33 protein-coding genes are annotated in these 23,026 nt (G+C 69.6%); 13 read left to right on the top strand and 20 right to left on the bottom strand.

What is annotated here, in order from left to right:
- The first annotated feature begins 80 nt into the window (after positions 1-80).
- Positions 81-320: a hypothetical protein gene (locus Pflav_RS26270; protein WP_173039022.1), complete on the top strand. Its 240-nt coding sequence runs from the start codon at positions 81-83 to the stop codon at positions 318-320.
- Between the two features lie 140 nt (positions 321-460).
- Here Pflav_RS26270 and Pflav_RS26265 read toward each other — a convergent pair whose 3' ends face one another.
- On the bottom strand, positions 461-856 hold the full coding sequence (locus Pflav_RS26265) for a hypothetical protein (RefSeq protein WP_173039020.1): 396 nt from the start codon (positions 854-856) through the stop codon (positions 461-463).
- 111 nt (positions 857-967) lie between these two features.
- On the bottom strand, positions 968-1,957 hold the full coding sequence (locus Pflav_RS26260) for a 5'-3' exonuclease (protein WP_269474638.1): 990 nt from the start codon (positions 1,955-1,957) through the stop codon (positions 968-970).
- 268 nt (positions 1,958-2,225) lie between these two features.
- Here Pflav_RS26260 and Pflav_RS26255 point away from each other — a divergent pair, with 268 nt between their 5' ends.
- The 4 genes from Pflav_RS26255 (at position 2,226) to Pflav_RS46240 (ending at position 4,646) form a co-directional block, all read left to right on the top strand.
- Complete coding sequence (locus Pflav_RS26255; RefSeq protein ID WP_173039018.1) at positions 2,226-3,395, top strand: winged helix DNA-binding domain-containing protein; 1,170 nt, start codon at positions 2,226-2,228, stop codon at positions 3,393-3,395.
- Positions 3,396-3,961: 566 nt separating this feature from the next.
- Positions 3,962-4,240, top strand: a complete 279-nt coding sequence (locus tag Pflav_RS26250; RefSeq protein ID WP_173039017.1) for a type II toxin-antitoxin system Phd/YefM family antitoxin — start codon at positions 3,962-3,964, stop codon at positions 4,238-4,240.
- Complete coding sequence (locus Pflav_RS46245; protein ID WP_173039016.1) at positions 4,237-4,404, top strand: PIN domain-containing protein; 168 nt, start codon at positions 4,237-4,239, stop codon at positions 4,402-4,404. The genes Pflav_RS26250 and Pflav_RS46245 overlap by 4 nt, the downstream gene beginning before the upstream one ends.
- A 17-nt stretch (positions 4,405-4,421) precedes the next feature.
- A complete protein-coding gene (locus tag Pflav_RS46240; protein ID WP_232071931.1) occupies positions 4,422-4,646 on the top strand; it encodes a PIN domain-containing protein in 225 nt (74 codons plus the stop codon).
- A 377-nt stretch (positions 4,647-5,023) separates the two neighbouring features.
- Here the strand turns inward: Pflav_RS46240 and Pflav_RS26235 are convergent, their stop codons facing one another.
- Entirely contained in the window at positions 5,024-5,389 is a 366-nt protein-coding gene (locus tag Pflav_RS26235) for a hypothetical protein (protein ID WP_173039015.1), read from the bottom strand.
- Between the two features lie 253 nt (positions 5,390-5,642).
- Here Pflav_RS26235 and Pflav_RS26230 point away from each other — a divergent pair, with 253 nt between their 5' ends.
- Both Pflav_RS26230 and Pflav_RS26225 read left to right on the top strand, forming a co-directional pair.
- Positions 5,643-6,644 carry a sigma-70 family RNA polymerase sigma factor gene (locus Pflav_RS26230; RefSeq protein ID WP_173039014.1) on the top strand — a complete coding sequence of 334 codons (1,002 nt, stop codon included), beginning with the start codon at positions 5,643-5,645 and terminating at the stop codon, positions 6,642-6,644.
- A gap of 194 nt (positions 6,645-6,838) precedes the next feature.
- Positions 6,839-7,837 carry an NADPH:quinone oxidoreductase family protein gene (locus Pflav_RS26225; RefSeq protein WP_173039013.1) on the top strand — a complete coding sequence of 333 codons (999 nt, stop codon included), beginning with the start codon at positions 6,839-6,841 and terminating at the stop codon, positions 7,835-7,837.
- Positions 7,838-8,077: 240 nt separating this feature from the next.
- Here Pflav_RS26225 and Pflav_RS26220 read toward each other — a convergent pair whose 3' ends face one another.
- A complete protein-coding gene (locus tag Pflav_RS26220) occupies positions 8,078-8,254 on the bottom strand; it encodes a hypothetical protein (protein ID WP_173039012.1) in 177 nt (58 codons plus the stop codon).
- A gap of 161 nt (positions 8,255-8,415) precedes the next feature.
- Between Pflav_RS26220 and Pflav_RS26215 the strand changes: the two genes are divergently transcribed.
- From Pflav_RS26215 to Pflav_RS26195, 5 genes are read left to right on the top strand one after another with little or no spacing between them, the layout of a single operon-like run.
- A complete protein-coding gene (locus Pflav_RS26215; RefSeq protein ID WP_173039010.1) occupies positions 8,416-9,195 on the top strand; it encodes a hypothetical protein in 780 nt (259 codons plus the stop codon).
- Positions 9,192-9,596: a hypothetical protein gene (locus Pflav_RS26210; protein WP_173039008.1), complete on the top strand. Its 405-nt coding sequence runs from the start codon at positions 9,192-9,194 to the stop codon at positions 9,594-9,596. Before Pflav_RS26215 ends, Pflav_RS26210 begins: the two co-directional genes overlap by 4 nt.
- Entirely contained in the window at positions 9,593-9,775 is a 183-nt protein-coding gene (locus Pflav_RS26205; RefSeq protein ID WP_173039006.1) for a hypothetical protein, read from the top strand. The genes Pflav_RS26210 and Pflav_RS26205 overlap by 4 nt, the downstream gene beginning before the upstream one ends.
- A complete protein-coding gene (locus tag Pflav_RS26200; protein WP_173039004.1) occupies positions 9,772-10,098 on the top strand; it encodes a hypothetical protein in 327 nt (108 codons plus the stop codon). Before Pflav_RS26205 ends, Pflav_RS26200 begins: the two co-directional genes overlap by 4 nt.
- Entirely contained in the window at positions 10,095-10,661 is a 567-nt protein-coding gene (locus Pflav_RS26195; RefSeq protein ID WP_173039002.1) for a hypothetical protein, read from the top strand. The genes Pflav_RS26200 and Pflav_RS26195 overlap by 4 nt, the downstream gene beginning before the upstream one ends.
- 298 nt (positions 10,662-10,959) lie before the next feature.
- On the opposite strand, the gene Pflav_RS26190 is transcribed toward Pflav_RS26195, so the two are convergent.
- The 3 genes from Pflav_RS26190 to Pflav_RS26180 form a co-directional block, all read right to left on the bottom strand.
- Positions 10,960-11,292, bottom strand: coding sequence for a hypothetical protein (locus tag Pflav_RS26190; protein ID WP_173039000.1), 333 nt, complete (start codon positions 11,290-11,292; stop codon positions 10,960-10,962).
- A complete protein-coding gene (locus tag Pflav_RS26185; RefSeq protein ID WP_173038998.1) occupies positions 11,289-11,510 on the bottom strand; it encodes a hypothetical protein in 222 nt (73 codons plus the stop codon). Before Pflav_RS26185 ends, Pflav_RS26190 begins: the two co-directional genes overlap by 4 nt.
- Positions 11,511-11,709: 199 nt before the next feature.
- Entirely contained in the window at positions 11,710-12,924 is a 1,215-nt protein-coding gene (locus tag Pflav_RS26180; RefSeq protein ID WP_173038996.1) for a helix-turn-helix domain-containing protein, read from the bottom strand.
- A gap of 489 nt (positions 12,925-13,413) precedes the next feature.
- Between Pflav_RS26180 and Pflav_RS26175 the strand changes: the two genes are divergently transcribed.
- Positions 13,414-13,593: a hypothetical protein gene (locus Pflav_RS26175; RefSeq protein WP_173038994.1), complete on the top strand. Its 180-nt coding sequence runs from the start codon at positions 13,414-13,416 to the stop codon at positions 13,591-13,593.
- 124 nt (positions 13,594-13,717) lie between these two features.
- Here the strand turns inward: Pflav_RS26175 and Pflav_RS26170 are convergent, their stop codons facing one another.
- The 13 genes from Pflav_RS26170 to Pflav_RS26110 form a co-directional block, all read right to left on the bottom strand.
- The gene (locus Pflav_RS26170; protein ID WP_173038992.1) at positions 13,718-14,374 is read right to left on the bottom strand and encodes a hypothetical protein; all 657 of its coding nucleotides are present in this window, start codon (positions 14,372-14,374) and stop codon (positions 13,718-13,720) included.
- 49 nt (positions 14,375-14,423) lie between these two features.
- On the bottom strand, positions 14,424-16,385 hold the full coding sequence (locus tag Pflav_RS26165; protein WP_173038991.1) for a hypothetical protein: 1,962 nt from the start codon (positions 16,383-16,385) through the stop codon (positions 14,424-14,426).
- The gene (locus tag Pflav_RS26160; RefSeq protein WP_173038990.1) at positions 16,366-16,635 is read right to left on the bottom strand and encodes a hypothetical protein; all 270 of its coding nucleotides are present in this window, start codon (positions 16,633-16,635) and stop codon (positions 16,366-16,368) included. Before Pflav_RS26160 ends, Pflav_RS26165 begins: the two co-directional genes overlap by 20 nt.
- Positions 16,636-16,648: 13 nt before the next feature.
- Entirely contained in the window at positions 16,649-17,038 is a 390-nt protein-coding gene (locus tag Pflav_RS26155) for a hypothetical protein (RefSeq protein WP_173038989.1), read from the bottom strand.
- On the bottom strand, positions 17,035-17,415 hold the full coding sequence (locus tag Pflav_RS26150) for a helix-turn-helix domain-containing protein (RefSeq protein ID WP_173038988.1): 381 nt from the start codon (positions 17,413-17,415) through the stop codon (positions 17,035-17,037). Before Pflav_RS26150 ends, Pflav_RS26155 begins: the two co-directional genes overlap by 4 nt.
- Positions 17,416-17,421: 6 nt before the next feature.
- On the bottom strand, positions 17,422-18,042 hold the full coding sequence (locus Pflav_RS26145; RefSeq protein ID WP_173038987.1) for a hypothetical protein: 621 nt from the start codon (positions 18,040-18,042) through the stop codon (positions 17,422-17,424).
- A complete protein-coding gene (locus Pflav_RS26140; protein ID WP_173038986.1) occupies positions 18,039-18,338 on the bottom strand; it encodes a hypothetical protein in 300 nt (99 codons plus the stop codon). The genes Pflav_RS26145 and Pflav_RS26140 overlap by 4 nt, the downstream gene beginning before the upstream one ends.
- Positions 18,335-18,634: a hypothetical protein gene (locus tag Pflav_RS26135; protein WP_173038985.1), complete on the bottom strand. Its 300-nt coding sequence runs from the start codon at positions 18,632-18,634 to the stop codon at positions 18,335-18,337. Before Pflav_RS26135 ends, Pflav_RS26140 begins: the two co-directional genes overlap by 4 nt.
- 263 nt (positions 18,635-18,897) lie before the next feature.
- Positions 18,898-19,179 (bottom strand): hypothetical protein, encoded by a 282-nt coding sequence (locus Pflav_RS26130; RefSeq protein WP_173038983.1) that lies wholly within the window; start codon positions 19,177-19,179, stop codon positions 18,898-18,900.
- Positions 19,176-21,065, bottom strand: a complete 1,890-nt coding sequence (locus Pflav_RS26125) for a hypothetical protein (RefSeq protein ID WP_173038980.1) — start codon at positions 21,063-21,065, stop codon at positions 19,176-19,178. The genes Pflav_RS26130 and Pflav_RS26125 overlap by 4 nt, the downstream gene beginning before the upstream one ends.
- Positions 21,065-21,310: a hypothetical protein gene (locus tag Pflav_RS26120; RefSeq protein WP_173038978.1), complete on the bottom strand. Its 246-nt coding sequence runs from the start codon at positions 21,308-21,310 to the stop codon at positions 21,065-21,067. The genes Pflav_RS26125 and Pflav_RS26120 overlap by 1 nt, the downstream gene beginning before the upstream one ends.
- Positions 21,311-21,383: 73 nt before the next feature.
- The gene (locus Pflav_RS26115) at positions 21,384-21,677 is read right to left on the bottom strand and encodes a hypothetical protein (protein WP_173038976.1); all 294 of its coding nucleotides are present in this window, start codon (positions 21,675-21,677) and stop codon (positions 21,384-21,386) included.
- A gap of 421 nt (positions 21,678-22,098) precedes the next feature.
- Entirely contained in the window at positions 22,099-23,025 is a 927-nt protein-coding gene (locus tag Pflav_RS26110; protein ID WP_173038974.1) for a tyrosine-type recombinase/integrase, read from the bottom strand.
- Position 23,026 lies beyond the last annotated feature (1 nt).

Genomic DNA, 23,026 nt, shown 5'->3' with positions numbered 1-23,026 from the left:
CTATCATGGGTGCGTAAGGCTCAGGTTATGCAGCGGTCGGCGTCGTCCACGCCGGTACCAGTCAATTCCCGGGGGCTTCGATGCCTGACAATACCGCGACGCCGCCGAACGGCGAGCCCGACGAGGCTTCGGACGATCGGTCTGCGCCCGATGAGGATGCCGCACCGGACGTTCCCGTCTTCGCCAACCGGGCGGAGCGGCGTGCCAAGGGCAAGGGCAAGTCGTCGGCACAGTCGCAGCCGACGGGCAAGGGCCAGTATCCGGGCGGTCGCGGTCCGGTCCAGGGCCAGCGTCAATGGAGCAACCGCCGCTCTGGCTGACGCCTAAGCTTTTGGAGTTGGGGTGGCCTCGGCGTCTTGTTGCGGATAAAGGTCCAAAATCAGGGAAGTCGGGCTACCGCGACGTCCGTTGTGGTCCGGACCGTCGCTCCCGCGGCCTCACCCTTCGCGGTTGGGCAAGCTCACCCCGCCCAGCAGGCGGCCCGGTTGTCACGGAAGGCGCGCCAGGCGGGAATTAGATGTGAGTATTCCTGGTGCAGCTCGTTGTTGAACCGGCGGAATGCCCCGCGTCCGTCGATCGCGCGGGCAAGTCTGCGGGCCGCCTGCTCGTCGCCGACCAAACGCGGTGACATCCGCCATGTCCTGCTACCAGACACGCGGGCGCAGCGGGTGGATCGCGACGAGATCCAGGTCATCGACGTCAACGGGCGTCTTGCCGTCGATGCCACCGTCGCGGGTCCAGAAATACGACCTCGCCGGTCTGCGGGTTCAATCAGATACCGATGCTCGTCGTAGGCGCTCTGGTCCGCAAGCGCGGTCGCGGTCTCGTCGAGATCAAACTTGTCGATCTCCAGCATCGGTCCACTCCAGGCAAGACGGGGTGCGCTTCAGGGTATCCAGCCCCGGCGGAGCCGCGAACCTGGGCTCCGCGATGCGGCCAGCTATGGCTACCTTCTCGGCTCGCAGCGTCAGAAGAGGGTGAGCTGTCCCGGTATCGGGCTGGGCCGGCGTGAAGGCGGTGGACGGACTGCTACGCGTACCCATGCCGGTGCGTCCGCGACCTCGTCCGGCGCGGAGCCACCGGTCAGTGCCCACAACGATGGGCCGAGCAGGATGCCCCGGCCGGCGAGTGTGCGTCGCATCCGGGAATACTCGAGCGGGAGCCGGATCCCTTCGAGATCGGGCAGTGGAAGGTCAGTGCGCATCTGCATCAAGCGGCGGTTGCGCTCCACCAGCTTGCGCGCGGCCGGTTCGGCCAACCGCTCGGTCGCTCGTGTGCCCACGGCTGCGGTCACCTCAGCCGCCTTCCCACCGTCCAGTGCCGCCCACGCCGCGTCGACCGTCCCGTACGCGGCGAGTAGGTCGGCGGCGGTCGCTGGCCCGAAGCCGGGCACCCCGGGAAGGTTGTCGGACGGATCGCCGCGTAGCGCGGCGAAGTCGCGGTACTGCCACGCCTCGACCCCGCACACGGCGGGCAGGGTGGCGGCCCTGACCAGCACTGCGGCGTCGCGGCCGCCGTTGCGGATCCGCAGCACCGAGGTGCTGGCGTCAAGCAGTGCGAAGGCATCGCGGTCGCTGGTGACCAGGACGGTACGCCAGCCGGTGTCCCGTGCCTTCGCCGCGCAACTGGCGAGAACGTCGTCGGCCTCGTAGCCGGCCGGGACGAAGACCGGCAGCCCAGCCGCGCGCAGCAGGTCCGGCGCGGCGGCCAGCTGCTCCTGCAGATCCGCGGGCTTGGCCGGCCGATGCGCTTTGTACCCGGCGTAGTCGTCCGCCCTCGTTGACGACACTGGACAGTCGAAGCCGACGAGCACGGCGTCCGGACGCAGCCGGGCCGCCGCATGGGCGACATGCGTGACAAGACCCTTGAGCGCCCACACCGCCCGACCCTCACCGTCGCGCAGCTCCCCTGTGGCTGCGGCATGGTACGCGCGGTGCAGCAGGCTGTTGCCGTCAATGGCGAGCAGCAGCGGCTCCGGGGGCTCACGCCACCAGCGTAAACGGCGGGTCGGCGCAGGATAGGGCTACGGCGCAGGTCCAATCGCGCGGGGTTTGCAGCAGCGAGAGCAGCCCTGGGAGCCGGGCGGAGGTTTCCAATATGCCCAGAAAGTTACGACCCGCTAGGGCTGTACCTGTCCTAGCGTGCCCGTACCGTGGCTGTCGTGAGCGACGAGATGAGCTCATTTCAGGTCAATAGACCGAACGACGACACCGGAGCCGTACTCGATGACCAACCGTTCCGCGGTGGTGCCGCGGCTGTCGTGGCCCGATGTATGGGGCCGGCGGCTCGACCGGCACGGGCTGTCCACTCCGGTACGCGGCCGCCCGGCCGATGCCGTTGCCGCCATGTGCGGCGCACACGCTCAACTGCTCTCCGCCGCTGAGCTGTCCATTGGGCTGCGTGTCGCCGGTGCCACTCACAACGATGTTCGAGACGCGTTGTGGAACGAACGCAGCCTGGTTAAAACGTTCGGCCCGCGCGGTACGGTGCACCTGCTACCCGCACACGAGCTGCCACTGTGGACCGGCGCGCTCGGCGCGCTGCCACCCGCTTCGACCAGCATGCACATCGACGCACGGCTGACCCCAGACCAGACCGATGAAGTCGTCGCGGCCATCGCGGGAGCACTGGCTGACGCGGAACTGACCATCGACGAACTCACAGCCGCAGTGGCCACCCGCACAGGTCCCTGGGCCGCAGACCCAGTGATGCCGGCATTCGGGGGCATGTGGCCGCGCTGGCGGCAGGCCATGCACCTTGCCGCACACCGCGGAGCCTTGTGTTTCGGCCCGAACCGTGGGCGGAAGGTAACCTACACCAGCCCGCAGCGGTGGCTGCCAGGATTCGAGCCTGCTCCGGCACCCGCCGCCCTCGCCGGCCTGGTCCGGCGCTACCTGCACGCTTACGGTCCGGCCACACCGCAGCAGTTCGCGCAATGGCTGTCCGCGCCTCGCCGCTGGGCGATCCAGTTGTTCGACTCTCTCGCGAGCGAACTGGAACAGGTCGAGGTCGATGGTCACCCCGCCTGGGTCCGCGCCGGCGACACCGCGCCGCCAACCACGCCACCACACGGAGTACAGCTACTGCCATACTTCGACGCCTACACCGTTGGCTGCCATCCGCGTGAGCGGCTCTTCCGGGGACCTGCCGCAGAACGCGCGCTCGCCGGCGGCCAGGCCGGCAACTTTCCGGTACTGCTCATCGACGGCACGGTCGCTGGCGTGTGGCACGGGCGCCGCTCGGGACGCAGGCTGAAGGTCACGGTCGAGCCCCTTACCCCGCTCACCGCCGCCGAGCGCCGGGATCTCGACGACCGCGTGGAACGTATCGGGGAGATCCTGGAGAGCAAACCCCAGTTGACCCTCGGCCCGGTGACCATAGGCGCCCATGCGTAACTACGCACCGTTCCGAGAAATGAGCTGTGGCGACCGACGACGGTAACGACGAGGGTTCCGGTTGGGGTTAGCTGAAGGGCGCTCTGATCATTGGTGCGCAAGGCGGAGGCTACCGTCCATGGTCGCGGCTCGGTCCGGACCCAGCGTCAATGGGGCAACCGCTGCACCGACTGACGGGCAGGCAGTGCTGCACGCCAGGCTGCACTCCACCTCAGTGATCACTCGGGCCAGCCGCACCCAGACGAATCGCGCGCAAGCGCGCTGATCAGGTCGACCAGAAGGATCAGATGACGCCCGTGGCAAGCCCCCGCTACTCGGCTCTCTGACCTGCGTCTACCCCCGCGTTCAGGGCGCGTCTGGTGGGCCGGGCACACCAGAATGCCGCCGGTCCTGACCGTCGCCGGCGATCCATTGCCGGTGCAGACGGCAAGGTCACGCGACGGACGGCGTAAGCGACGATCATCAAGTGGTTCGATCCGATCATCATTCGGCGACCCAAAGTTGGGACGTGGGATAACGACTGCGCGCCACTGGCGAAGTAGAACATTCCGTTCCACACTCTTGCCATGGAGCGCATCGGTGTGCGGGAGCTGAACCAGAACACAAGCCAAGTACTGGCCCGGGTCAGCGGCGGCGAGACCGTCGAGATCACGGACCGGGGCCACCCGATCGCCCGACTCGTCCCCGTGGGTGACGACAGGTCAGCGCTGGCCAAACTGGTAGCCGCTGGTCGGGCCGTCGCCCCTACCGGCGCCGGCCTCGTACCGCTGCCACCAAAACTCGGCGACGAGGGTGTGAATGTCGCCTCGGCGCTCGCCGAAATGCGCGACGAGGAGCGCTGGTGATCTATCTCGACTCCGCCGCCGTCGTCAAGTTGGTACGGCAAGAGGAATGCAGCCCCGACCTCGTCGCCTGGCTCAATACCCATGACGATGCGCCACTGGTCTCCTCGGCCCTCGTCGAAGTGGAGGTGCCCGGGGCACCGCGCCGATCAGCCCGCAAGCCCTGATCGGTGTGCCAGCGGCCGTGGGGCGGCTCTTCCGGCTAGAGATCGACAACACGATCCGCGCGACCGCTGCCGCGTTCGCCGAACCAACACTGCGCAGCCTCGACGCCATCCACGTCGCCACCGCCCAAGTCCTTACCAACGAATCCGGAACGACTCTTACCGCCTTCGCCACCTACGACCGACGACTGCTCGAAAGCGCCAAGGCCGCAGGCCTACCGACAGCCAGCCCTGGTCAGAACTGACCAGCTGTTCCCTCGACGGGCGGTCACGGCTCGATGACGAGGCCCCCACACGAGCGCGGTTGCCTCGCGCCTGCTGCACGTCTCGGTGGGCCTGACGCGGCAGAATGAGAACACCGTTCTGACGGTTGCCGGCGACCCGCTGCCAGTACAGGTGGCCAGGTCACGTTCGGGCGCGGTGGTGTCAGATGGACCCGCTGGTCCGCCTGGAAGGCACTCACCCGAATGCAACCGGAATGTAACTCCGCAGCTTGAAATGTACCCCCGGGGTTACATTTCGGCCGTACCGAGAACCTGGACGATCTGATACGCAAAGCCCTCCGCAGCCTGCGCGAATCAGGTCTCGTGCATCAAGACGGAGGCAAAGGCCGCCCCACCACCTACCGGCACACCACCACCAGCCGGTAAGCACCTGGGACCGTGCCTGTCCCGCGTTTCGGCAGCCCGTCTGCTACGCGTTTCGGGTGGGCCGGACGCAGCAGAATACGAAACCGGTTCTGGTCGTTGCCGGTGCAGCCGGCCAGGTCAGTGCCGAGGCGCGGGTGGGCGAGCGGCCGATGAGTCAGCGACGCTTCCTTGTGGGAAGCCATCACCTGCTTAATCGCCTTCTTGTTCCTACCATGCTGTGGTGATCTCGCCGCACCATTCGGGCCTGAGCCGCCGCTTCGACCGGCGCCGGTCCATACCGCCGCTGCTGAAGCCCGGGTGATGAGGCGCGTGGACTTCGCCTCGACCGTCGCCGGCATGCGCGCTAACGCGGCAACAGGCCGAGCGCGCGCTCGCCGCTTCCGCCATCGGCAACTGCCGTGGCGTGGCTGTCCGATTCCTGGCCAAGCCGACGTGGTTGACTCCTGCGCCGAGGCCCGCGTCCATGGTGTTTGAATAGTCGTTGTGGATGACAATCGTGTCGCCGACGAGTTGCGTGTAGCGCTACGGCAGCTTCTGTCCGGGCTGACTCGCCGATCATCCCGCGACGTTCCGAGCGAGGTGGCGTGAGCCGTGCCCGATAGCGCCGGATTTGTCGATGCTGCCGAGCCGTTCCGGCGCGAGCTGATCGCGCACTGCTACCGCATGCTCGGCTCGATCCAGGATGCGGAGGACCTGGTCCAAGAGACGTACCTGCGAGCCTGGCGATCCTACGAAGGCTTCGAGGGGCGGTCGTCGGTGCGCACCTGGCTTTACCAGATCGCCACTAACAGGTGCCTGACAGAGCTGGCTAAACAAAGCCGGCGAGTGCTGCCATCTGGCATTTCCGATCCTGAACAGGATCCTGACGCATACCTGGAAGCGGCCGGGACCGAGGTGAGCTGGCTGCAGCCCGTGCCGGATGCGATGGTGCTCTCGGATTCGGCTGATCCCGCGGCCATCGTCGCGGCCCGTGAGGGAGTGCGGTTGGCGCTCGTCGCCAGCTTGCAGCACCTTCCGCCGAGGCAGCGGGCGGTGCTGCTCCTGCGGGATGTGCTGGCGTTTCCCGCCACCGAGGTCGCGGTCATGCTCGGCACCACGACGGTGTCGGTCAAGAGTGCGCTCCAGCGCGCCCGGGCACGGCTGGAGGAACTGGCTCTGAACGACGGCCAGATCACCGAACCGACCGCGCCGCGCGCCCGCGAGCTTCTCGACCAGTACATCGCGGCGTTCGAGAATGCCGACGCAGCGGCGCTGGAGCGGCTCCTGGTGCAGGACGCCACGCTGGAGGCGACACCGCTGCGCACCTGGTTCGCCGGCCGCAACGTCTGCGTACCGTTCCTGCGCAACCACCTCCTGGGTTCGCCCGGTGACTGGCGGATGCTGGCCACCAGCGCCAACGGGCAGCCTGCTGCGGCGGCCTACACCCGCGACCAGCACGGGAAATATCAGTCATACGGAATTTGCGTGCTCACGGTCACGGATACAGGCATCCGCCGAATCTCCTCCTTCGGGGATCCGGGACTGGTGGCCTTGTTCGGGTTTGGGCCGCACGTGCCACAAGCACTGGACATGGCACAAGCACAGAGCACCTGATCGGCACCGCCCTGGTGCCCTGGCGGGTCAGGCGGGCACTGGAGCAAGCCCGGGAGACGGGTCCCCGGGCCTGCGGCGCGGGCAAGCTTCATGAGGTGCACGGCGTTCTGAGCGATTCCTTTGTCGGTCGCACCGGGTCTTCCCAGGTGTAGGTAGGCGACCCTCGACCACCCAAGCTAAGGAAGCCGATTGCGATGAGCAGCCCCTCCACCATGCGTGCCCTTCAGCAGACGTCCCTCAACGGTCCGCGGGACCTGCGCCTGATCACCGACGCACCGGTACCGACCCCGGGCCCGGGTGAGGTCCTGATCCGGGTCGCCGCCGCCGGTGTCAACTTCGTTGACCTTTCACAGGCCCGCGGCACATTCGCAGGTGGCCCGCAGCCCCCATACCTCGCAGGCATCGAGGGCGCCGGTGAAGTTACCGCCGTCGGCGCGGGGGTGACCGACCCGCAGCCCGGCACTCACGTCATCGGCGTCGGGATCAAAGGCGGCGCCTTCGCCGAGTACATGCTGCTGCCCGCGGCCGCCGCGATCCCCGTGCCGGCCGGCTGGGCTGATCAGCAGGCGCTGGGCATGGTCGTGAACTGGCCGACCGCGCTGGCCGCGCTCAAGCCGCTGGGCGGCGTCGCCAGTGGGCAGACCGTGCTGATCCACGCCGCGGCCGGCGGGACCGGCCAGGCCGCGGTGAGAATGGCCAAACACTACGGCGCCACGGTGATCGCTACGGCCTCACCAGGCAAGCACGAGGTGGTACGGGGACACGGCGCCGACCACGTCATCGACTCCCGCCGCGCCGACCTCGCCGCCGAGGTCCTGCGGCTGACCGACGGCGCGGGCGCCGACCTGGTACTGGAGTCGGCTGGCGGCGCCACCCTCGACGCCAGCCTGGCCGCGACCAAGCGGGTCACCGGCCGGGTCGTCGTCTACGGGCTGGCCGGCGGGCAAGCCACAATCACTAACTGGGAACTGGTCTACAAGCATCAGATTCACGTCATCGGCCTGAACATCGGCATCCTCATCCAGGCCGCACCGCACATCTTCGGCCAGCTCATGAGTGAGATGTTCAGCCTCCTTACGGCCGGGGTGCTCCGCCCTGGCCAGCCCACCACCTACCCGCTGGCCGACGGCCCCAAAGCACTTGCCGAACTGGAAGCGCGGGCCACCATCGGCAAACTGGCCCTGCAACCCTGACGAACCTCTGGCACCTCCGGCGACCGCATACGCCGGGTGGCGTCTTTTGTCCGGCATGCAGCGGCAATCGCAACGAGATGGACGGCAGACGCGTAGCAGGCGCGGGTGGGGCGGGTGGGGCGGGCGGGACTCGAACCCGCGACCGAGGGATTATGAGCACTTTCTCTCTTAGCGCTGTGCTGACCAGCAAAAACGCTCTACGCCAGTGACCCTACCTGCCGTAGTCCCTTGCTGTACCGCTTACCCGGTTGGTCGCTCTGGCAAGGTCGCGCCAGCCTCGCCGATGTACCAGCGGATGAAGTCGCGCAACGCGGCTGAGCGGTCGGTACCTTGCCTTGCGGTCGCTTTGCCGAAGCTCTCCCACAGCGCCGGCTCGATGCGGATGGGGCGCGTCGGCGTGCCGCGCGTGGGCGCCATCGGAATCTCCTTCATTTCGTAGCTACACCGGACACGCTACGGGCTTGCGGTGTAGCTACACAAGCGCCTAGGGTGTAGCTACACCCAGCACCAAAAGCGGCCCCCGGCGGTGTTGCGAGCACCAAGCCGAGGGCCTTGATCGGAAGGACTGATTCCGACCCATGAACACCGTACCGACGCCTGCCGGCGGCGAAAGCCGGCCAGCCCTGCCCGCCCTGCCTGCGTGCGGTAAGCCGGCGGTGGCCCACTTCGAGCTGTACGACAGCCCCGCGTACAAGAGCCTCGACGGCTCGGTGTACCTGTGCACCGGACACGCCCCGACCACCGTTGCGGCGTACGAGGTGTTCGTCGCCGCGACCGGCTTGACCCCGTTCCGGATGGCCAGGAGTGACGAGGCCAGCAAGCGCTGCGGCGACGGCTTCGACTTCCTCGCCATGCAGGCGCTCACCGCTCCCCGCCCCGGCGGCTGTCACGACTGCGGCGCCGACCTGGAGATGAAGCGCTGCAAGTTCCCGTACTGGTTCTGTCCGGCCTGCGGCGACCCGGGGCACGGGGACTGGGTACCCGAGCACGACTGCGTCACCGACGCGGACATCACCGATGCTGCTCTCCGCGTGCTCTTCCCGAAGGGCCGTCACCCGGTCATCGACGCCGCCGAGACCGCGGTGCGGGCGGCGGCCGAGATGCACGGCCCGACGATGACCCGCCAGGGCGTTAAGGCGGTGCTCGAGACCCTGCCCGACCTCGCGGCGCTGACCGACCGGGAGCGCGCCGGCCTGCTCGCCCGGTTCGGCGTCGAGAGCGTGTGCGCCACGTGCCACGGTGGGATCGAGTTCGTGGCCAAGCCGGCCACCGGCGGCCCGGCGTGGGGCTCGCCGTACTACCGGCACCTCGCCGCGAACACCGGTAGCCACATCGCACGGCCGGCGGTGACCCGATGACGGCCACGGCCGTGGGTATCGCCCACGTTCCTAGCGCACTCCGCCTGTCTTCCCTCGACACGGCCGAGATCCCCCGCATCGTCTTCCCCTGCCCGGATGGCGAGGCGGCCCACATCGCTGGCGTGCGCAAGACCGCCTCCGCGTGGGCGGCATCGTCCACGGCCGAGCTGGCGGCCGCGTGGGGCATCAGCGAGGAGGCTGCCGGAGTTGTCCGCCGGACCGCTGCCGACGCCCTCGCCGAGCTGGATGCCGAGGAGACGTGCCGCGAGGGTGAGCAGGTCGACCAGGAGTTCATGGATGGCGTAGAGGCCATCTTGAACGCGCCCGAGGGCACGGCGCGCGAGAAGCTGGCGCGCGCCCGCCGGTTCAACGCGGAGTTCGACTGGCGAGGCCACCGGTGAGCGCACCGAACGAGGGCACTGCCGTCACCGCGTCTACGTGGTGCCGGCAGTGCCGCACCAAGCAGCCCATCACCGGTACCCCGGTGGCCAGCCCGGGCGGCGTGCTGCGTGTACGTGGTCGCTGCCCGGCCTGCGCGACCCGCCTCCACACGATTGTCGGGAAGGAGACCGCGCGGTGACGGACACCAACTTGCCGCGGCCGCGTCGGCGGCGTGCGCGCAAGCCGGCCTGGAGCGTCTCGTCGTACGAGACGGACGACGGGCGGCGGTGGCACTCCAGCGAGATGAAGCTGCTCATGGGCCAGCAGCCGAACGCGCCGCACGACCCGGTCGACGTCGGGCTGAACATCGAGGGCTACGCCGACGAGCGGCCGGTGGCGATGCTGGAGGTCGGCAACAGCGAGGTCGAGTTCTGCGCGTGCGACCTGCGCAAGCTCGCCCGGTACGCGCTGGAGCTGGCCGACCTGATCGACCGACACGACCCGGATAGGGCACCGCGGTGAGCGCGGCAACGCCCGCCGAGCACCCCTCGTGGTGCCGGCGGGCCCACCCCGCCAACCAGCGTCACCTCGGCGTGCCGTTGGAGGTGCCCGGCACCCTCGACGGTGGCGAACCGGTCGTGCTCGTGGTCCAGGCTGAGGGCTTCGACGGGCAGGCGTACGGCGTCGTGACGGTCGGTGGCCTGCGGGTGGAGCTCGACGAGGCTGGACTGCGCCGGCACGCCGCTCATCTCCTGGTCGTCGCCGATCAGCTCGGCGGCGACGGGCGCTGGCATCCATCGTGGTGTCGCCGCGGCCACACCATCCACCAGGCACACGAATCCGTGCCGATCGTGCTGCCCGGCGCGGCGATGGTGGAGACGCTGCCGGGCGAAGTTCGACCGCTCCAGGTGTTCCTGTCGCAGGGCGGGGATCGGGCGGTCACGCTCGTGACGGTGGAGGCGTACGACGCTGCTGTCGTGGAGACGGAGCCGGCAGAGGTGCTGATCATGCCGCTCGATCTTGCTTCGGTGCTCGCCGGTACGGTGCTGCGGCTGGTTGACGACGCAGCGCGGGACCTGGCGTGATCTGGGGTGCCCAGCGACGACCGGCGCCACGGTGCGGCGTTGCTGGGCATGTGACGCGGTTCGGCAGCGCGTTGTCGGACCGCGTCGCCGGGGCAACGTTGCAACGATGGGGCGGGGAGGGACGCCGACCTGAACTGAGTAGTTACCGGCGTCGAAACACGTGACAAGAGCTGGACACGTGCGCGCTGCGCCAAGGGCTGCCATCAGGGAGAACGCCGCCACGTTGGTGGACACCTTGGCCGCGAACCGACACGCCCTTGGCACAGGTCGACATCGATGTGTGCGCGCGAGTTGGTGCCTATGCCACGGGAGGCCACCCGCATCTCGGCGGGTGGCCTCCCTCCTCACTCGTCTCCCCGCCGGGGGTTGCCCGGCCGCCCTGGGAGACCGACCGCCCTAGCGGGCGGGTAGCTGTCGGCGCGGTCCTCGCAGCGCTCACCTCGATGTCGAGCTGACGCCACAGCCGCATGACCTCGTCGGTCGCTCGCAAGGTGGCGGCTTGCGCCGCGGCGATCGCGCCCTGGTCGCCGCGCTCCTCGGCCCTGCCCTCCTCCTTGGCGGCGAGCATGGCGGCGGCCACGGCGTCGAGGAGCGGCACGCCGGTCCGCTGGATCCGCGGAGTGGTGGTCATGGGTGCGTCCAGGACAGGAAACGCCTCCACAGCTCGTGAGGCTGGGCGTGGGGCATGTCCGCGATCGCAAGGTCGAGCTGGCCGGCCATGTAGGTGCCGAGGCTGACGGGTGCGCCGGCGTACTCGGTGGCGAGCTGGACGCGCGCACCTGCGCAGGGCCAGGGGCGGCCGCACAAGGTGCAGCCCCACCCGGGTACGTCGCGCTGGTGCTGGCGCACGCCTTCCCACCTTCCGGCTGTTGGGTGGCGCGGCGGCCATCCACTTTGGAAGCGTGGTTGGGGGGCCCACAACAACCAACGGCCGCCGCGCCAGTGCGGGGGCCGGGCCGGCGCAGCGGCGGAGGTGCACACATGCAACCGGCCCGACGTCGCTGACCGTAGGTGAGTGGTTACAAGATCATGGGTACAGTTTGTACCCCTACCGGATCAGCCCCACCTTGACCGCCAGGTCATGAGCGTCACGACGCACCGGCGCCGGCCCGCTCAATAGCTCCATCGTGATCCGGCGCGCGTACCCGTTGTAGCGAATGGTTTCCGGCGCGGTGTCGTACGCCTCGCGCAACGTGGCCACAGTGGACTCGTGCTGCGCCTTGAGGTTGTGCGCGCGGGCCACCTCGATCAGGTGGCGGGCCCGTCGCGGCCGCGACGTGATCGAGGCCGGCGGGATCCTCCGCGCGTGGCGGAGCGCCTCGCCGCCCTTCTGGAGCTCCACATCGAGGCTGACCGCGTAGAACCCCACGACCGGGCCGCTAAACCACGTCCAGGGCTGCGCGTACCCCTCAGGCAAGCGCCGGGCGGCCTGCTCGGCGAGGTCGAGGTGCCGCCACGCGCGCCCATCCTCGCCAGCACGCGCGGCGGTGAACGCCGCGCCGGTTTGCAACGCGCCGTACAGTGCGAGCAGCTCGTGGCCGCCCTCGGCGAGCCGCGCCTCGACGAGCTGGAGCGCGTCGAGGTTGATGGCCGTCGCAGTGTCCCAGTCGCCCGCGTCCCGGTACGCCTCCATCGCGAACCACGTTGCGCCGGCGATGGCGCGCACGTCGCCGGACTCGTGAGCGGCGACCACGGCCCGGTCGGTGACCCTCCACAGGAGAGCGGCGTCGGGCTGGTAAGCAATGAACATTTGGCTGAGACCGAGGAGGTCGGCGAGCAGCGCCTGAGCGCGGCGGCGGTCGGCTCCGTCGTGGCCGTGAACGGCCCGTTGGGCGTCGCGGATGAGGTCGGGCAGGAGGCCGCCGAGGACGGTCCGGTGGTCCGGTGAGCCGTGCCTGGCGCGCCAGGCGACGGCCAGGCGCTCGCCGAGCTGGTCGAGCGCGGGCGGTGGCTCAGTGCCTGCGATCGGGTACCGGTTGATGGCGGCGGCGACCGCGGGGAGGGCGGCGTGCCGGGGCCCGGTGAGGGTCTCGGTCATCTGGCTGAGATTGCCGCCTGCGAGGTCGGCGACGTCGACGCGCAGGGCCTGGGCGAGGCGGTCGAGCATCGGCAAGCGCGGCGGGAGGAGCCGGCCGGTCTCGACGGCCTTGACCCACTCGGCGCTCTTGCCGACCAGGCCGCCGAGGACGGCGCGGGTCTTGCCGGAGCGTTCGCGGTACACCTTGAGCCGTTGGCCAAAGGTCAGTTCTGGCGTCGGTTCCATGCGGACCATCCCAGGTAGAGGACTGGGCGGCGGCGCGCCGGCCTCTACCCCGGCGGCCGCCAACCTCCACGGTAACCCTTGCTGGGCGGGGGTAGCGCGGGAGGTAGCGGCTACCGCTACCCGTAGCGGCAACGCTACGCAGGCCGCTACTGGGTTGGCCTGCGGGAAACGGCCGAATGTAGCGGGTAGCGGGCACCTCCGCCCGAGGGCCGGTTTCGGGCCTCAGGCATGGTTGAAGGCCTCCCGCAGCCGCTACGCGCTACGTGTTACGCGGGTCGGTGGGTGCCGATCCTCGGCCTGACGTGTGCACGGTGCACACGGTTGCAGCTGGCTCCTGGTAGAGGGCCGTGTGCACGGCTTCCGCACCGCTCGTGCACACGGTGCACACGGCCAAGAGGAGTAGGAGCAGCCGTACCGCCGCGGCGACTCCTACCCGCCCAGGGATTGACCGTCAGCAATCCCGTCCGGGGATCCGGCATGGTGCGGGCCATGACCAAGAACTGGCGCACATTGATGCGCCGCACCGTTGCCAGGTACCTCTCGCCGATCATCGCGGGTGCGCTCGCCATCGAGGCTGGCCACCACCCGGACCACCTGGAGCCGCACATCGAGCGGTCGCCGGTAGGTGTCCACCTGAACGCGCCGACCGGCCACGGCGGGATCCGGTAGGGAGAGGCCCGCTATCGATAGTCCGGGCGGGGTGCTATCGATAGCGGGCCGGATATCGTCTATGACCTGCGGGATTGCGGATAGCGGCGGCGGCCAGCCGTCTGCGATCGGGCGACCCTCTGCGCTACGCCACGCGCCACTCGACGGGCAGGCGGTTGTCCTGCGGGTGGTACTGGACGAACACCGGCCGCTGCCCCGGCGGCACGGGAAAGACGATCCACCCCTTCGCGCACCGGCCCGGCGCCAGCGCATGCTCCTCCCACGGATACTCCGGCGTCGGGAACCCCTCGTACCCGGTGCCGGACGGCTCGACCACACCACCGTCCGCGTACGCCAGCTTCCACGGGAACCTGCTAACACCCACATCCTGGGCGCGAGCACACACCTGAACCTGCGCGGCGCCCCACACCGCACCGGGCTGGTCGGGCTTGGGCACGCCCGTCGCGACGGGCTGCTTATAGGAGAGGACGGTGGCGTCCACTGTGGCGGCGTCGTCCGACGCCTTCTGCCCGAAGCGGTACGACGTTGGCGCTGGCGGAGATGACGGGCCCGGGGCCGGGGCGGTAGTGGGTGCGGGCGCCGGGGCTGATGTCGAGGGGCCGGCCGCGGCGGCGGCCGGCGTCGACCCGTCGTTGTCATCGGCGAGCAGTAGCACTGCGCCACCCGCGCCGCCGCCGGCCGATAGCACCGCGACCGCGACGACGAGGAGGACCAGCGGCGTCCGCGAGCGGCGAGGCTGGGCGGGCGGGACGTCACCTGGGGTGTACGACTGCTCGGTCATGGCCGCGAACCGTACGCCCCCGGTGTGCATGATCGCTGTCGGGTTGGCGTCAGCCGCCCCTCGCACGCAGGTCCAGGATCCGGGCCGTCTGGTCATCGAGGCGCAGCCGCGCGCCCTCCAACGACCTCCGGAATTCGTCGCCGATCAGGCTCGCCAGCCGCGCGTAGTCGATGCTGGCGGCGCCGGAACCGCCCGAGACGCCGGAACCCCCACTGACCGGAAGTCGCACCCCGCCGTTGCGGTCGGCCTGGTTGATGGCTTCGAGCTTGTCGACGCCGAGGGCACGGACGGCGCCGGCCCGCACCACGAACTCGCCGTTGCTGACGAGGGCCACGATGTCATCCGAGGTGCCCGAGCCGGGCCCGGTGATCAGGCCGCCCTCGGACCGCCCCGTCGCCTGGGTCGCCTGCTCGCGGCGGACTTCGACGTCGACGATCGCGCGGAGCCGGGCACTGGTGAAGATCTCGCGTGGGATCCCGGACAGCGTCCTCTTCCACGCACTCACACCGGCGTTGTCGCCGTTGAAGTCAGCCCGGGTGTTCCGGGTCGGGGGGATGCCGAGGATCGAGGTCACGTACGCCTCGGCCTTTTCCTTCGACCCGAGCATCTGCGTCGCCGACTTGACCAGCGCGGCACGTGACTGCTGGTAGGCCCTTTCGGCCGCCGCCTCCGCGCCAACCACGTCGCCGAGTGCGGCCTTCTCGTCATAGATGGCCTGCGCGTACTCCAGGCCGGCCTGAGCCTGATCCTTCAAGGCCTGGCGGTTGTTGCGGCCCTTCTCGGTGTTGGCGTCCATAGTGGAGCCGTTGCGCTTGGCGGCCTCGGTCGTCGCGTCGATCGCGGCCTGCCAGTCGATCGTCGCCTGCTCCAAGGAGAGCTGATCGTTGATCAGCTTGTCCATTTCCTCGCGGAAGCTGCGGGTGGCGTCCGCCGCCAGGTTGAACGGCTCGGCTAGCTCCTTGGCTCCATATAGGAATCCTCGTAGCGATTCTGGGGCGTCGCCGAGGATGGTTCCGCTCACCTGTTGGATCTGGCTGAGTTCGTCCTGCGCCTTGCGAATACCGTCCAGGAACGCGCGGGTCGGACCGGACCCGAGATAGTCCATCTTGTCGATGGCGAACCCGATGTTCTGGACGATCAGGCCGGTGGTGTCCAGGATGGCCCGGAACTCGTCTTCGTTGCGGGCGGCGCTGTCGCCGATGCTCTCCATCAGGCTGGCGAAGTCTCCACCCAACTCGGGCAGTTCCTCACCGAAGATCTCCACCAGTGGCTCGGCTGCGTCCACAAGGGAGCGGAAGCCGGGCAGCGCGTTGCGGACGAACCCGACAGCGCCCTCCGTCAGCGGTTCAAGGTAGGTGCTGGACTTGGCGAACACCGCGTCGAGTTCGGGCCGGATGGTCTGAACCTCAAGCTTGACGCGCCCGATCTCTCGGAGCATGGCCGGGACAAAGGGCTGCGCAGATGCTTGTAGCTGCGAACCGATGTAGGCCTTCAGGTCGGCTATGCCGGCCGCGACTTGAGGGTTTCTGGTGGAGATCGCCGCACCGAGCGCGACCGCGCCTGTGGCGGCGCCGACGCCGATAGCGGTCGAGAGAGTCGCGGTGAGAGCCGGCGCTGCTGCGCCGATCGCGGCGAGTAGCGGCGGCGACAGCGGCGCCCGGGCCATGAGCGGCCCCACCCGCCCAACGAACCCAGCGGAGAAACCCTTCGCCGCATCGCCGCCGGCGTCCTCCATGATCTTCCGGACGTCGAGGATCTTGCGCAGCTCGCCCTTCTGCCTGCGCAGGTCTTTCCACAGGTCGCCGTCGCCGCCCGACTTCGCGAACGCACGCGCGAGCTCGACGAGTTCCTTCTTCGAGGCGTCGATCTGGGTGTCAAGGTCCTTGAGCTCGCCCTTGAAGTCGTCGACCTGCCTGCCCGCTTTAGCGGCGGAGTCGCCGGTGTCACGGAATGCCTTGCTACCGCCGCGGTCGTTGCCGATGACGTCGAACTCAACGCGCTCCTTCGCCACCGGTCACCTCCTCTGCGATCGCGTCGACGTCCATGCCGAGCGCCAATTCCGCCACGACAGCGCGCAGCCCGTCGCCGCACGTCCTCACGCCGAACGCCCGGATCAGCTCCAGCAGCCCGTAGAGGGCGCCGTGCGGGTCGGCGTTGAACTGCTCGGCCGCCTGGTCGTGGTCACCATCCAGGTGCGCGAGCACCGTCCGGTACGCCTGCCCCTGTCCGCGCAGCACCGTTGCCCTGTCCACAGTGGTCATCTCCTCGGAAGCCTCACCACTGCGGCCCGGGCGGCAGGCCGAGATCGGGACGGGCCAAATCGTCGAGGCGGGCCAGCTCGGCGTTCAGGCGCGCACGCGCCCGGTCGTAGGCCTCCCCGGCAAGGCGCCACGTTTCCTCCGCCTGGTACACCCCGACCAGCCGCGCCCGGTCGGCCGGAGCGAGGTGCCGACTGTGGGCCAGATCCGCGTCCGGGCCCGCGTTCGCCCGGGCGGCGCCGAGCGCCGCGGTCGCCTCGTCCCAATCGCGCTCGCACGCGGCGACCAGCCGTTCCGCCTCGGTCACCGCAGTGAACATGGTCCCGGTCGCCGGTGCGCCGATCGCGCGCGCGTCGAGGTCGGCCAGGTACTGCGCCCGCTCGGCCGGGCCCCACTGCTTGGTCATCCTGCTCTCCTCACCCTGCGGGCCTCGAGGAACCGCTCCAGATCGGCGAGGCGGTACCGCACCCGCCGCCCGATCCGCACCTGCGGAATCTGGCCGCTGGCGGCGAGCCTGCGCAGAGACCGAACCGATATCCCCAGCAGGCCCGCCGCCGTCGCCGCGTCCACAGTGGCCGCGGCACCAGGAGCAACCGTGGTTCCAGCATCGGCGCATCCGCACCAGCAGCCAAGTTTTGGCCGCTCCTGGCCGCTCAACAGCGCGTCGGCGAGCGCGACCAGCGCCGCAGGCGGCGGCACCCCGTCCGCGCGCAGCGTGCGCAGGTGCCGCCGCAAGGCGACCGCCAGGTGTGCGGCCAGCGCCGGAGTGAGGTGGACGGTCATCCGGGATCAGGGGCTTGCGCCCGGTCCCCGCAGGATGTCGCGTACCGCCCGGCCGGACAGCCGGCCCCGGTCCTGCACGACAGCGGCCAGGCGCTCCACCCGCTCGGCGCCGGCCGCGACGATCGCCTTCGCCTCCGCGTCCACCCACGACAGCCACGCCTGCCGCGGCCCGTCAGCGTCGGGGTACAGCGCCAGCGCGAGGCGGTGCAGCTGCTCCACGTCGGTCAGCCCGTCCGTGTCCACCGCCGCCGCCGCGAACCGCACCCGCTCCGCCTCGCCGACCGGGAAGGTGTCCGCTATCCGCGCGGCCAGCGGCTCCGGGGTACGCACGTGCGTACCCTGCGCCGGCCACCACAACAGCGCCTCGGCGGCGTCACCGGCGGCGGCCGTCAACGCCCTCGACTCGAAGGAGCGGCGTACCGCAGCCGGCCAGCAGGTCAACGGCCGCGACGGGTCGAGCCGATCCCACTCCCGGCCCCGCACCTGCGGCAGGCCGAAGTGCGCCGTACCGGCCCAGCGGCGGCCAGGCACGCACGAGATGCCCTTGGGTGTGCGGCCCAGCCTCCACGCGACGACCGCGTGGCCGCTCTCGTGTAGGGCAACCCGCTCCTGCTCGTCGCCGCTCACTCGCCCGCCCGCCGAGGACCCGCACCCGGGCGACCCGGCTTCAGCCCGGCATGCCAGCCCAGCCGAACCGCCACCCGGCACCAGATCAGGGCCGGCCGAAGAGCGCGTGCGCCGGCGTACCCGGCGGCGAACAGCAGCCACCCCAACACCGCGCCGGCCCCACGCAGCGACTTCGCCACCAGCCAGCCCACCGCGTACAGCGCCCACGCGAGCGCGCTCACCAGCAGCCGGCCAACCTCACGCCACTGGGCGCGCACGTCCGGGTCGTCGTCATCACCATCGGGGGATCTCCTCACCACTGCCGGGAGTAGTTGGAACGCAGCGGCTGCTGCGGTGGACGAGGTCGGCGGCCCAACGCCAGCGCACGACCCTGGCCGCGGTTGCAGCGCGCGTGCGCCAGCTTCCGAGGACCACGCGCGCCACCGAGCACCGTCGGCTCCAGGTGGTGCAGGTCCAGTTCCATGTCGAGGGTCATCGGGCGCCGGCAGATCGAGCACGGCAACTCGCCCGCCCGCCGCAACTCGCCGAGCAACCGCTCCCGCTCGCGCCGATGCGACCAGCCGTACCCGCCCGCCTCGCTCGCCTTGCTCACCACCCCCACCCCCAGGGGGGCGGCCTGCGGACCGAAGCACGACCACTGCGACCCTTCGCTTCCGTCGCGGATTTCTGTTCGTTCGTGACAGGTAACGTTCCGTGACCGTGACCGCATCTCCCATGGGAGCGGGGGGTATGAAGCGCGACGGAAGCGAGGGGTCGCGTTTGCGCTGCTCCCGCGTCTGACCGGCCCCCCTACCCCTGCCGGCGGGGCGTGACTGGTCAGGGTGTCACGGCCGTGACGCGTTACGCGTAACGCTGTCACGACGCATCGAGGTTCTCGTGCACGGGTCTCCCTGTTTTGGCCAGCTTCTCGGTGGTTGGGTCCGGTGGTAGGACGTGTGCGCGGATCAAGACGCCTGCTTTGCCGCCGATGCGGATGTGGATCCAGTTGTCGATGTCGCGGTGTAGGTCGAGGTCGCCTTGATCGAGGGCGTTGCTGGCTGCGGTGAGGTCGGCGTCGTCGAGGAGGTCGGCGAGCGCGTCGGCGATTACGGCGGTGAGGCGGGGCAGGACGTCGGCTGGTGGGGTGTAAGGAGTCATGGTTGGTGGCTCCATTGGGGTGCGGTTGGGTCGTGGTGGTGGCTGACTGCCGGGACTGCCGGGACTGCCGGGACTTCTCCGCCAACTGGCACATTGGCACCTGTGGCGTTGTGATCCGATTTGTCCATCGGACTCAAACTCCTTGGGGTCGGGAAGGTCCCGGCAGTCCCGGCAGTCCCGGCACTTTCGATTCGGTACTGCCTCGCCTCACGGCGGTCCTTACCAAGGCCGCGAACGGTAAGCGTCCCGGCCCATCGGCCGTCACGGTTCTTCAGCCACATGCCGAGCGAGCGCCCGATCCCCGCAACCCCGACGTGAGGCCGGCCCGCCTTCTCCGCGAGCTCGGCGGGCAGCGCGTCGAGCGGAATGCCACCGGGGCGGAGCAGGTCGCCGGTGTCGATGTCGGCGAGCAGGTCCTTGACGGTCCACACGCGATCGCCGAACGCTTGGTGTACTGCGGTGAGGAAGTCGGCCCATTCGTCATCGTCGGTGCCTACCTGCTGCCGGGCTGACTCGGCGTGGTCGAAGGTGCCGGGTACGCCGGCGTGGCTGAGGATGCCGTCGACGGCGCTGATCCAGCGGGCGTAGGAGTCGCCGCCGCGTGGCTTGCCGGGCCGGCCGGCGACGACCCAGCTACGGATGAGGGTGAGCAGCGCGTGGAGGAGCGGGCCACGCAGGACGCGTACCCATTCCTCAAGGTCGGTGATGGCGAAGTCGGTTCGGAGGTGCGGGTTGGGTACGCCGGGGTCGATGGTGACCCAGAGGGTGCGGCGTACGAGGTCGCCGCCGAGGCTGAGGTTGTTGCCGGTGATGACCCACAGGCGGTCGTTGTCGCGGCTGATCATGTCGGTGGTGCCAAGGGGTCGGTCGTCCCACCGGTCCGAGGTCAGCAGGCCGGAGAGGGTGGAGGAGCGCAGCACGCCGGAGACGTTGTCGATGTGGACGATCGGACCAGTGGTGACCGCGAGGATTGAGGTGACTTGCTTGCGCAGCTCGGCGTCGTCCTCGGGCATCTCGGCGCGGAACACGCCGCCGTGGATGAGTCGGAGGATAGTGGCGAGCTTGGTCTTGCCGGAGCCGGGCATGGGTGCGCCGATGGCGCCGAGCTTGTACGGGGGTGGCACCAGGCCGCGTAGGAGCGGTGTGAGGAGGAGGCCGTAGTAGTTGGCGCGGTCGTGGTCGGTGACCCATCGGAAGCCGGCCGTCATGGTGTCGAGCAGGTCGATGGCGGCTGCGAGGTGCGCCCGGGTTGGCTGATCGGGCACCTCGGGCACGGTGAGGCCGGCTTCGGGTAGGTGCAGGAGCTTGGTCGGGGGGTCGTAGCCGGGTGTGGCGAGGATGCTGCCGTCAGGGCGAAAGATCGGGGTGTGGATGACGCCGCGGAGCCGGCGGAGGTTGGGTGCCATGTCCGGTGCGGCGGCGACCATCCGCGCGGCGGCGGTGGGGAACAGCGCGGGCACCTTGACGTAGTCGTCGCCGCGCTTCACGAGCCGGTACACGTTGTGGGAGTGCTGCACCCGCGCGGCGATGCCATCGGGCCGGATTGGGCGTACCTGGGCGGGACCGTCGTTGCCGTCGTCCTGGTCAACGAGCGGCACGTATCCGTCTTCGCCCTCTCGCGGGGTGTGGACGATGTCGGGGCCGCGGGCGAACATGCCGGCGAGCAGCCCGGCGCCGATGCCGATGCGGAGCCATTCGGTCGCGACGGCCGGGTTGGACGCGTCCAGCTCGGGGCGGGTCTCGGCACTGTGTCCGAGGTGGCCGTTGCGCAGCTGCCACGCTTCGAGACACGCCATCGTGCAGTGCAGGCTTGGGACGTTCTTGCCGGGCACCATCCATGGGTCGTACGGGGTGCCGCATTCGTTGCAGCGCAAGGAAACCGGCATCAGCGTTTGCCTCCGCGCCACACGTCGGAGCCGGTCGCGGCGAGGACGAGGCTGAGGTCGCAGAGGTCGTTGTCGTCGTTCCGGATTGGGTCGGCGATGGTGCGGCCCTTGTCGTCGGTGTCCCAGTCGATGTTGCGGGCGACGGTGCAGAGCCACCAGTCGTACTGCCGCGGGCAGGCGCACCGCCGGTTTGGTGCCTGCTTGGTGGCCCGCGTGGTGGTCTGCTGGTGTTGTACGGTGGGCATCGGGTCGGGGTCCTCTCAGGACTTCACGCGATGCCCCGGGTGGCGGAAGCCCGGGGCATCGCCGTATCTGGTGTCAGGCGGTGGCTGGCGACGTCGTGTTGACGTTGCGGGCCTTTCGCCGGGCACGGCGGACCTGAGCGCTGCGGAGCGCCATCCGCGTGTAGAACGCTTTCTTGGCCGATGCGGCGCGGGCGGCGCGCTCGGCTGGGTCGAGTACGCCGTCGGGGTCGACCTCGCGTTCGAAGTGGTCGACGAACGCGGCGCGGGCGGCGGCGGTGGCGGCGGTGCGGTCCTCGGTGCCTGCCCACTTGGTGTGGGCGGCGAGGCGGGCGATCAGCGCACGGTCGGTGGCGGACTCTGCGGCCATGGCGGGCGGACCTTTCGGTTCAGCCCCGGCGTCCGTCGCGCGTGCGGCAGCACAGCGTAAAGTCGCGTGAGAGAGCTGGCGGTCGCAACGCCTTCTCTCTGAACCGTCCGAGGTCGCAACTCGGCCGGGGAAACTACATCCGTGTAGTGCCAAGCGGCACAAAGCTGAGAATGCCTTGTGTCGCTTGGTTTATCCAGGACGCTGACCGCGAGCGTTGTGCGACCGCCGTAGCGACTTCGCAAAAAATCGCCTGTGTTCGCCGGCATTCGCATACGTTCGCCGAGAATCAACCACCGAATTGCTCTACAAGGGGCTGAACTGGTTCCGTGAGCAGCGCAAATTTACGTACGTCGAAATGATGGCGTACGTGGATGTGTTATCTGCGTCACATCGGACCGCCATGGCTGCACTGTGCGAGTCGCTACAGCCGGTCGCCGCGAGCCGCGCGCTTGTGTGCTGCGCGAGCGCGCTCGTCAGCAGCCGAGGCCGCGTACCGGCCGACCATCTGCCGGCTCTTCCAGCCGGCGAGCCGCATGAGGTCGGTCTCCTGGCCGCCGGAGAGCAGCCAGTCGTTCGCGAACGAGTGGCGGAAGCGGTGCGGGTGCACGTCGGCCACGCCAGCCTCCTGGCCGCGGCGCTCCAGCATCTGCGCGAGGCCGCTGGGCGTCATGGCGCCGCGCCGACCGAGCCACAGCGCGTCTGTCTCCAAGGCCTTGGGGTGCTTGGCCCGCGCGCGCAGATACCGGCGCAGCGCATCAGCCGTCTTGGCACCGAACGGGACCGCGCGGGCCCGGCGGCCCTTGCCCATCACCCGGATCACGTCCTGGTCGAAGTCGACGTCCTCGACCTTTGGCATGGACACCTCGCCGAGCCGCGGCCCAGCCTCGATCAGCACGCGCAGGATCGCCGTGTCGCGCCGGTGCTCGAAGTCGGTGCCTTTCGCGGCGGCGAGCAGCCGGCCCAGCTCGTCCTCGGTGAAGACGGGTACGGGCTGCTCGGGCACGGCCGGCGGCGACATGCGCTCCATCGGCGAGCGCGTGATCTCGCCGTCGTCGAGAAGCCATTTCCAGAACTGCTGGAGCGACCGGTAGTGCTTCGCCGTGGTGGCCGCGCTGAGCCGGTCGACCATGTCCGCCAGGAACGCCTCGATGTGCTCGCGGGTGATCTGGTTGATGTCGGTGGGCATGCCCTGCGCGACGAGGAAGTCGGCGAGGTTTTGCCCGCACCGCAGGTACGAGGCGATGGTCTGGTCCGCCCGGTTCTTGGCCTTGAGGTGCCTCCGCCAATCAGGCAGCAGCGTCCGGAGATCGTTCAGTTGATCGAGTGAGGTGGTGGTCACGGCCTCCATG

This window comes from Phytohabitans flavus, from assembly GCF_011764545.1.
Taxonomy (GTDB): domain Bacteria; phylum Actinomycetota; class Actinomycetes; order Mycobacteriales; family Micromonosporaceae; genus Phytohabitans; species Phytohabitans flavus.
This window is presented reverse-complemented; position numbering and strand designations above follow the sequence as displayed.

Bases quoted from the DNA above. Each gene is read 5' to 3' on its own strand.
- Pflav_RS26130 (WP_173038983.1), bottom strand. From the start codon at position 19,179: ATGACTCCTTACACCCCACCAGCCGACGTCCTGCCCCGCCTCACCGCC.
- Pflav_RS26110 (WP_173038974.1), bottom strand. From the start codon at position 23,025: ATGGAGGCCGTGACCACCACCTCACTCGATCAACTGAACGATCTCCGG.
- Pflav_RS26270 (WP_173039022.1), top strand. From the start codon at position 81: ATGCCTGACAATACCGCGACGCCGCCGAACGGCGAGCCCGACGAGGCT.
- Pflav_RS26265 (WP_173039020.1), bottom strand. From the start codon at position 856: ATGCTGGAGATCGACAAGTTTGATCTCGACGAGACCGCGACCGCGCTT.
- Pflav_RS26220 (WP_173039012.1), bottom strand. From the start codon at position 8,254: ATGGCGCCCACGCGCGGCACGCCGACGCGCCCCATCCGCATCGAGCCG.
- Pflav_RS26160 (WP_173038990.1), bottom strand. From the start codon at position 16,635: ATGACCACTGTGGACAGGGCAACGGTGCTGCGCGGACAGGGGCAGGCG.
- Pflav_RS26190 (WP_173039000.1), bottom strand. From the start codon at position 11,292: ATGACCACCACTCCGCGGATCCAGCGGACCGGCGTGCCGCTCCTCGAC.
- Pflav_RS26175 (WP_173038994.1), top strand. From the start codon at position 13,414: ATGACCAAGAACTGGCGCACATTGATGCGCCGCACCGTTGCCAGGTAC.
- Pflav_RS26255 (WP_173039018.1), top strand. From the start codon at position 2,226: ATGACCAACCGTTCCGCGGTGGTGCCGCGGCTGTCGTGGCCCGATGTA.
- Pflav_RS26155 (WP_173038989.1), bottom strand. From the start codon at position 17,038: ATGACCAAGCAGTGGGGCCCGGCCGAGCGGGCGCAGTACCTGGCCGAC.
- Pflav_RS26225 (WP_173039013.1), top strand. From the start codon at position 6,839: ATGAGCAGCCCCTCCACCATGCGTGCCCTTCAGCAGACGTCCCTCAAC.
- Pflav_RS26180 (WP_173038996.1), bottom strand. From the start codon at position 12,924: ATGGAACCGACGCCAGAACTGACCTTTGGCCAACGGCTCAAGGTGTAC.
- Pflav_RS26250 (WP_173039017.1), top strand. From the start codon at position 3,962: ATGGAGCGCATCGGTGTGCGGGAGCTGAACCAGAACACAAGCCAAGTA.
- Pflav_RS26235 (WP_173039015.1), bottom strand. From the start codon at position 5,389: ATGCCGGCGACGGTCGAGGCGAAGTCCACGCGCCTCATCACCCGGGCT.
- Pflav_RS26210 (WP_173039008.1), top strand. From the start codon at position 9,192: ATGACGGCCACGGCCGTGGGTATCGCCCACGTTCCTAGCGCACTCCGC.
- Pflav_RS26215 (WP_173039010.1), top strand. From the start codon at position 8,416: ATGAACACCGTACCGACGCCTGCCGGCGGCGAAAGCCGGCCAGCCCTG.
- Pflav_RS26120 (WP_173038978.1), bottom strand. From the start codon at position 21,310: ATGCCCACCGTACAACACCAGCAGACCACCACGCGGGCCACCAAGCAG.
- Pflav_RS26150 (WP_173038988.1), bottom strand. From the start codon at position 17,415: ATGACCGTCCACCTCACTCCGGCGCTGGCCGCACACCTGGCGGTCGCC.
- Pflav_RS26125 (WP_173038980.1), bottom strand. From the start codon at position 21,065: ATGCCGGTTTCCTTGCGCTGCAACGAATGCGGCACCCCGTACGACCCA.
- Pflav_RS26115 (WP_173038976.1), bottom strand. From the start codon at position 21,677: ATGGCCGCAGAGTCCGCCACCGACCGTGCGCTGATCGCCCGCCTCGCC.
- Pflav_RS26170 (WP_173038992.1), bottom strand. From the start codon at position 14,374: ATGACCGAGCAGTCGTACACCCCAGGTGACGTCCCGCCCGCCCAGCCT.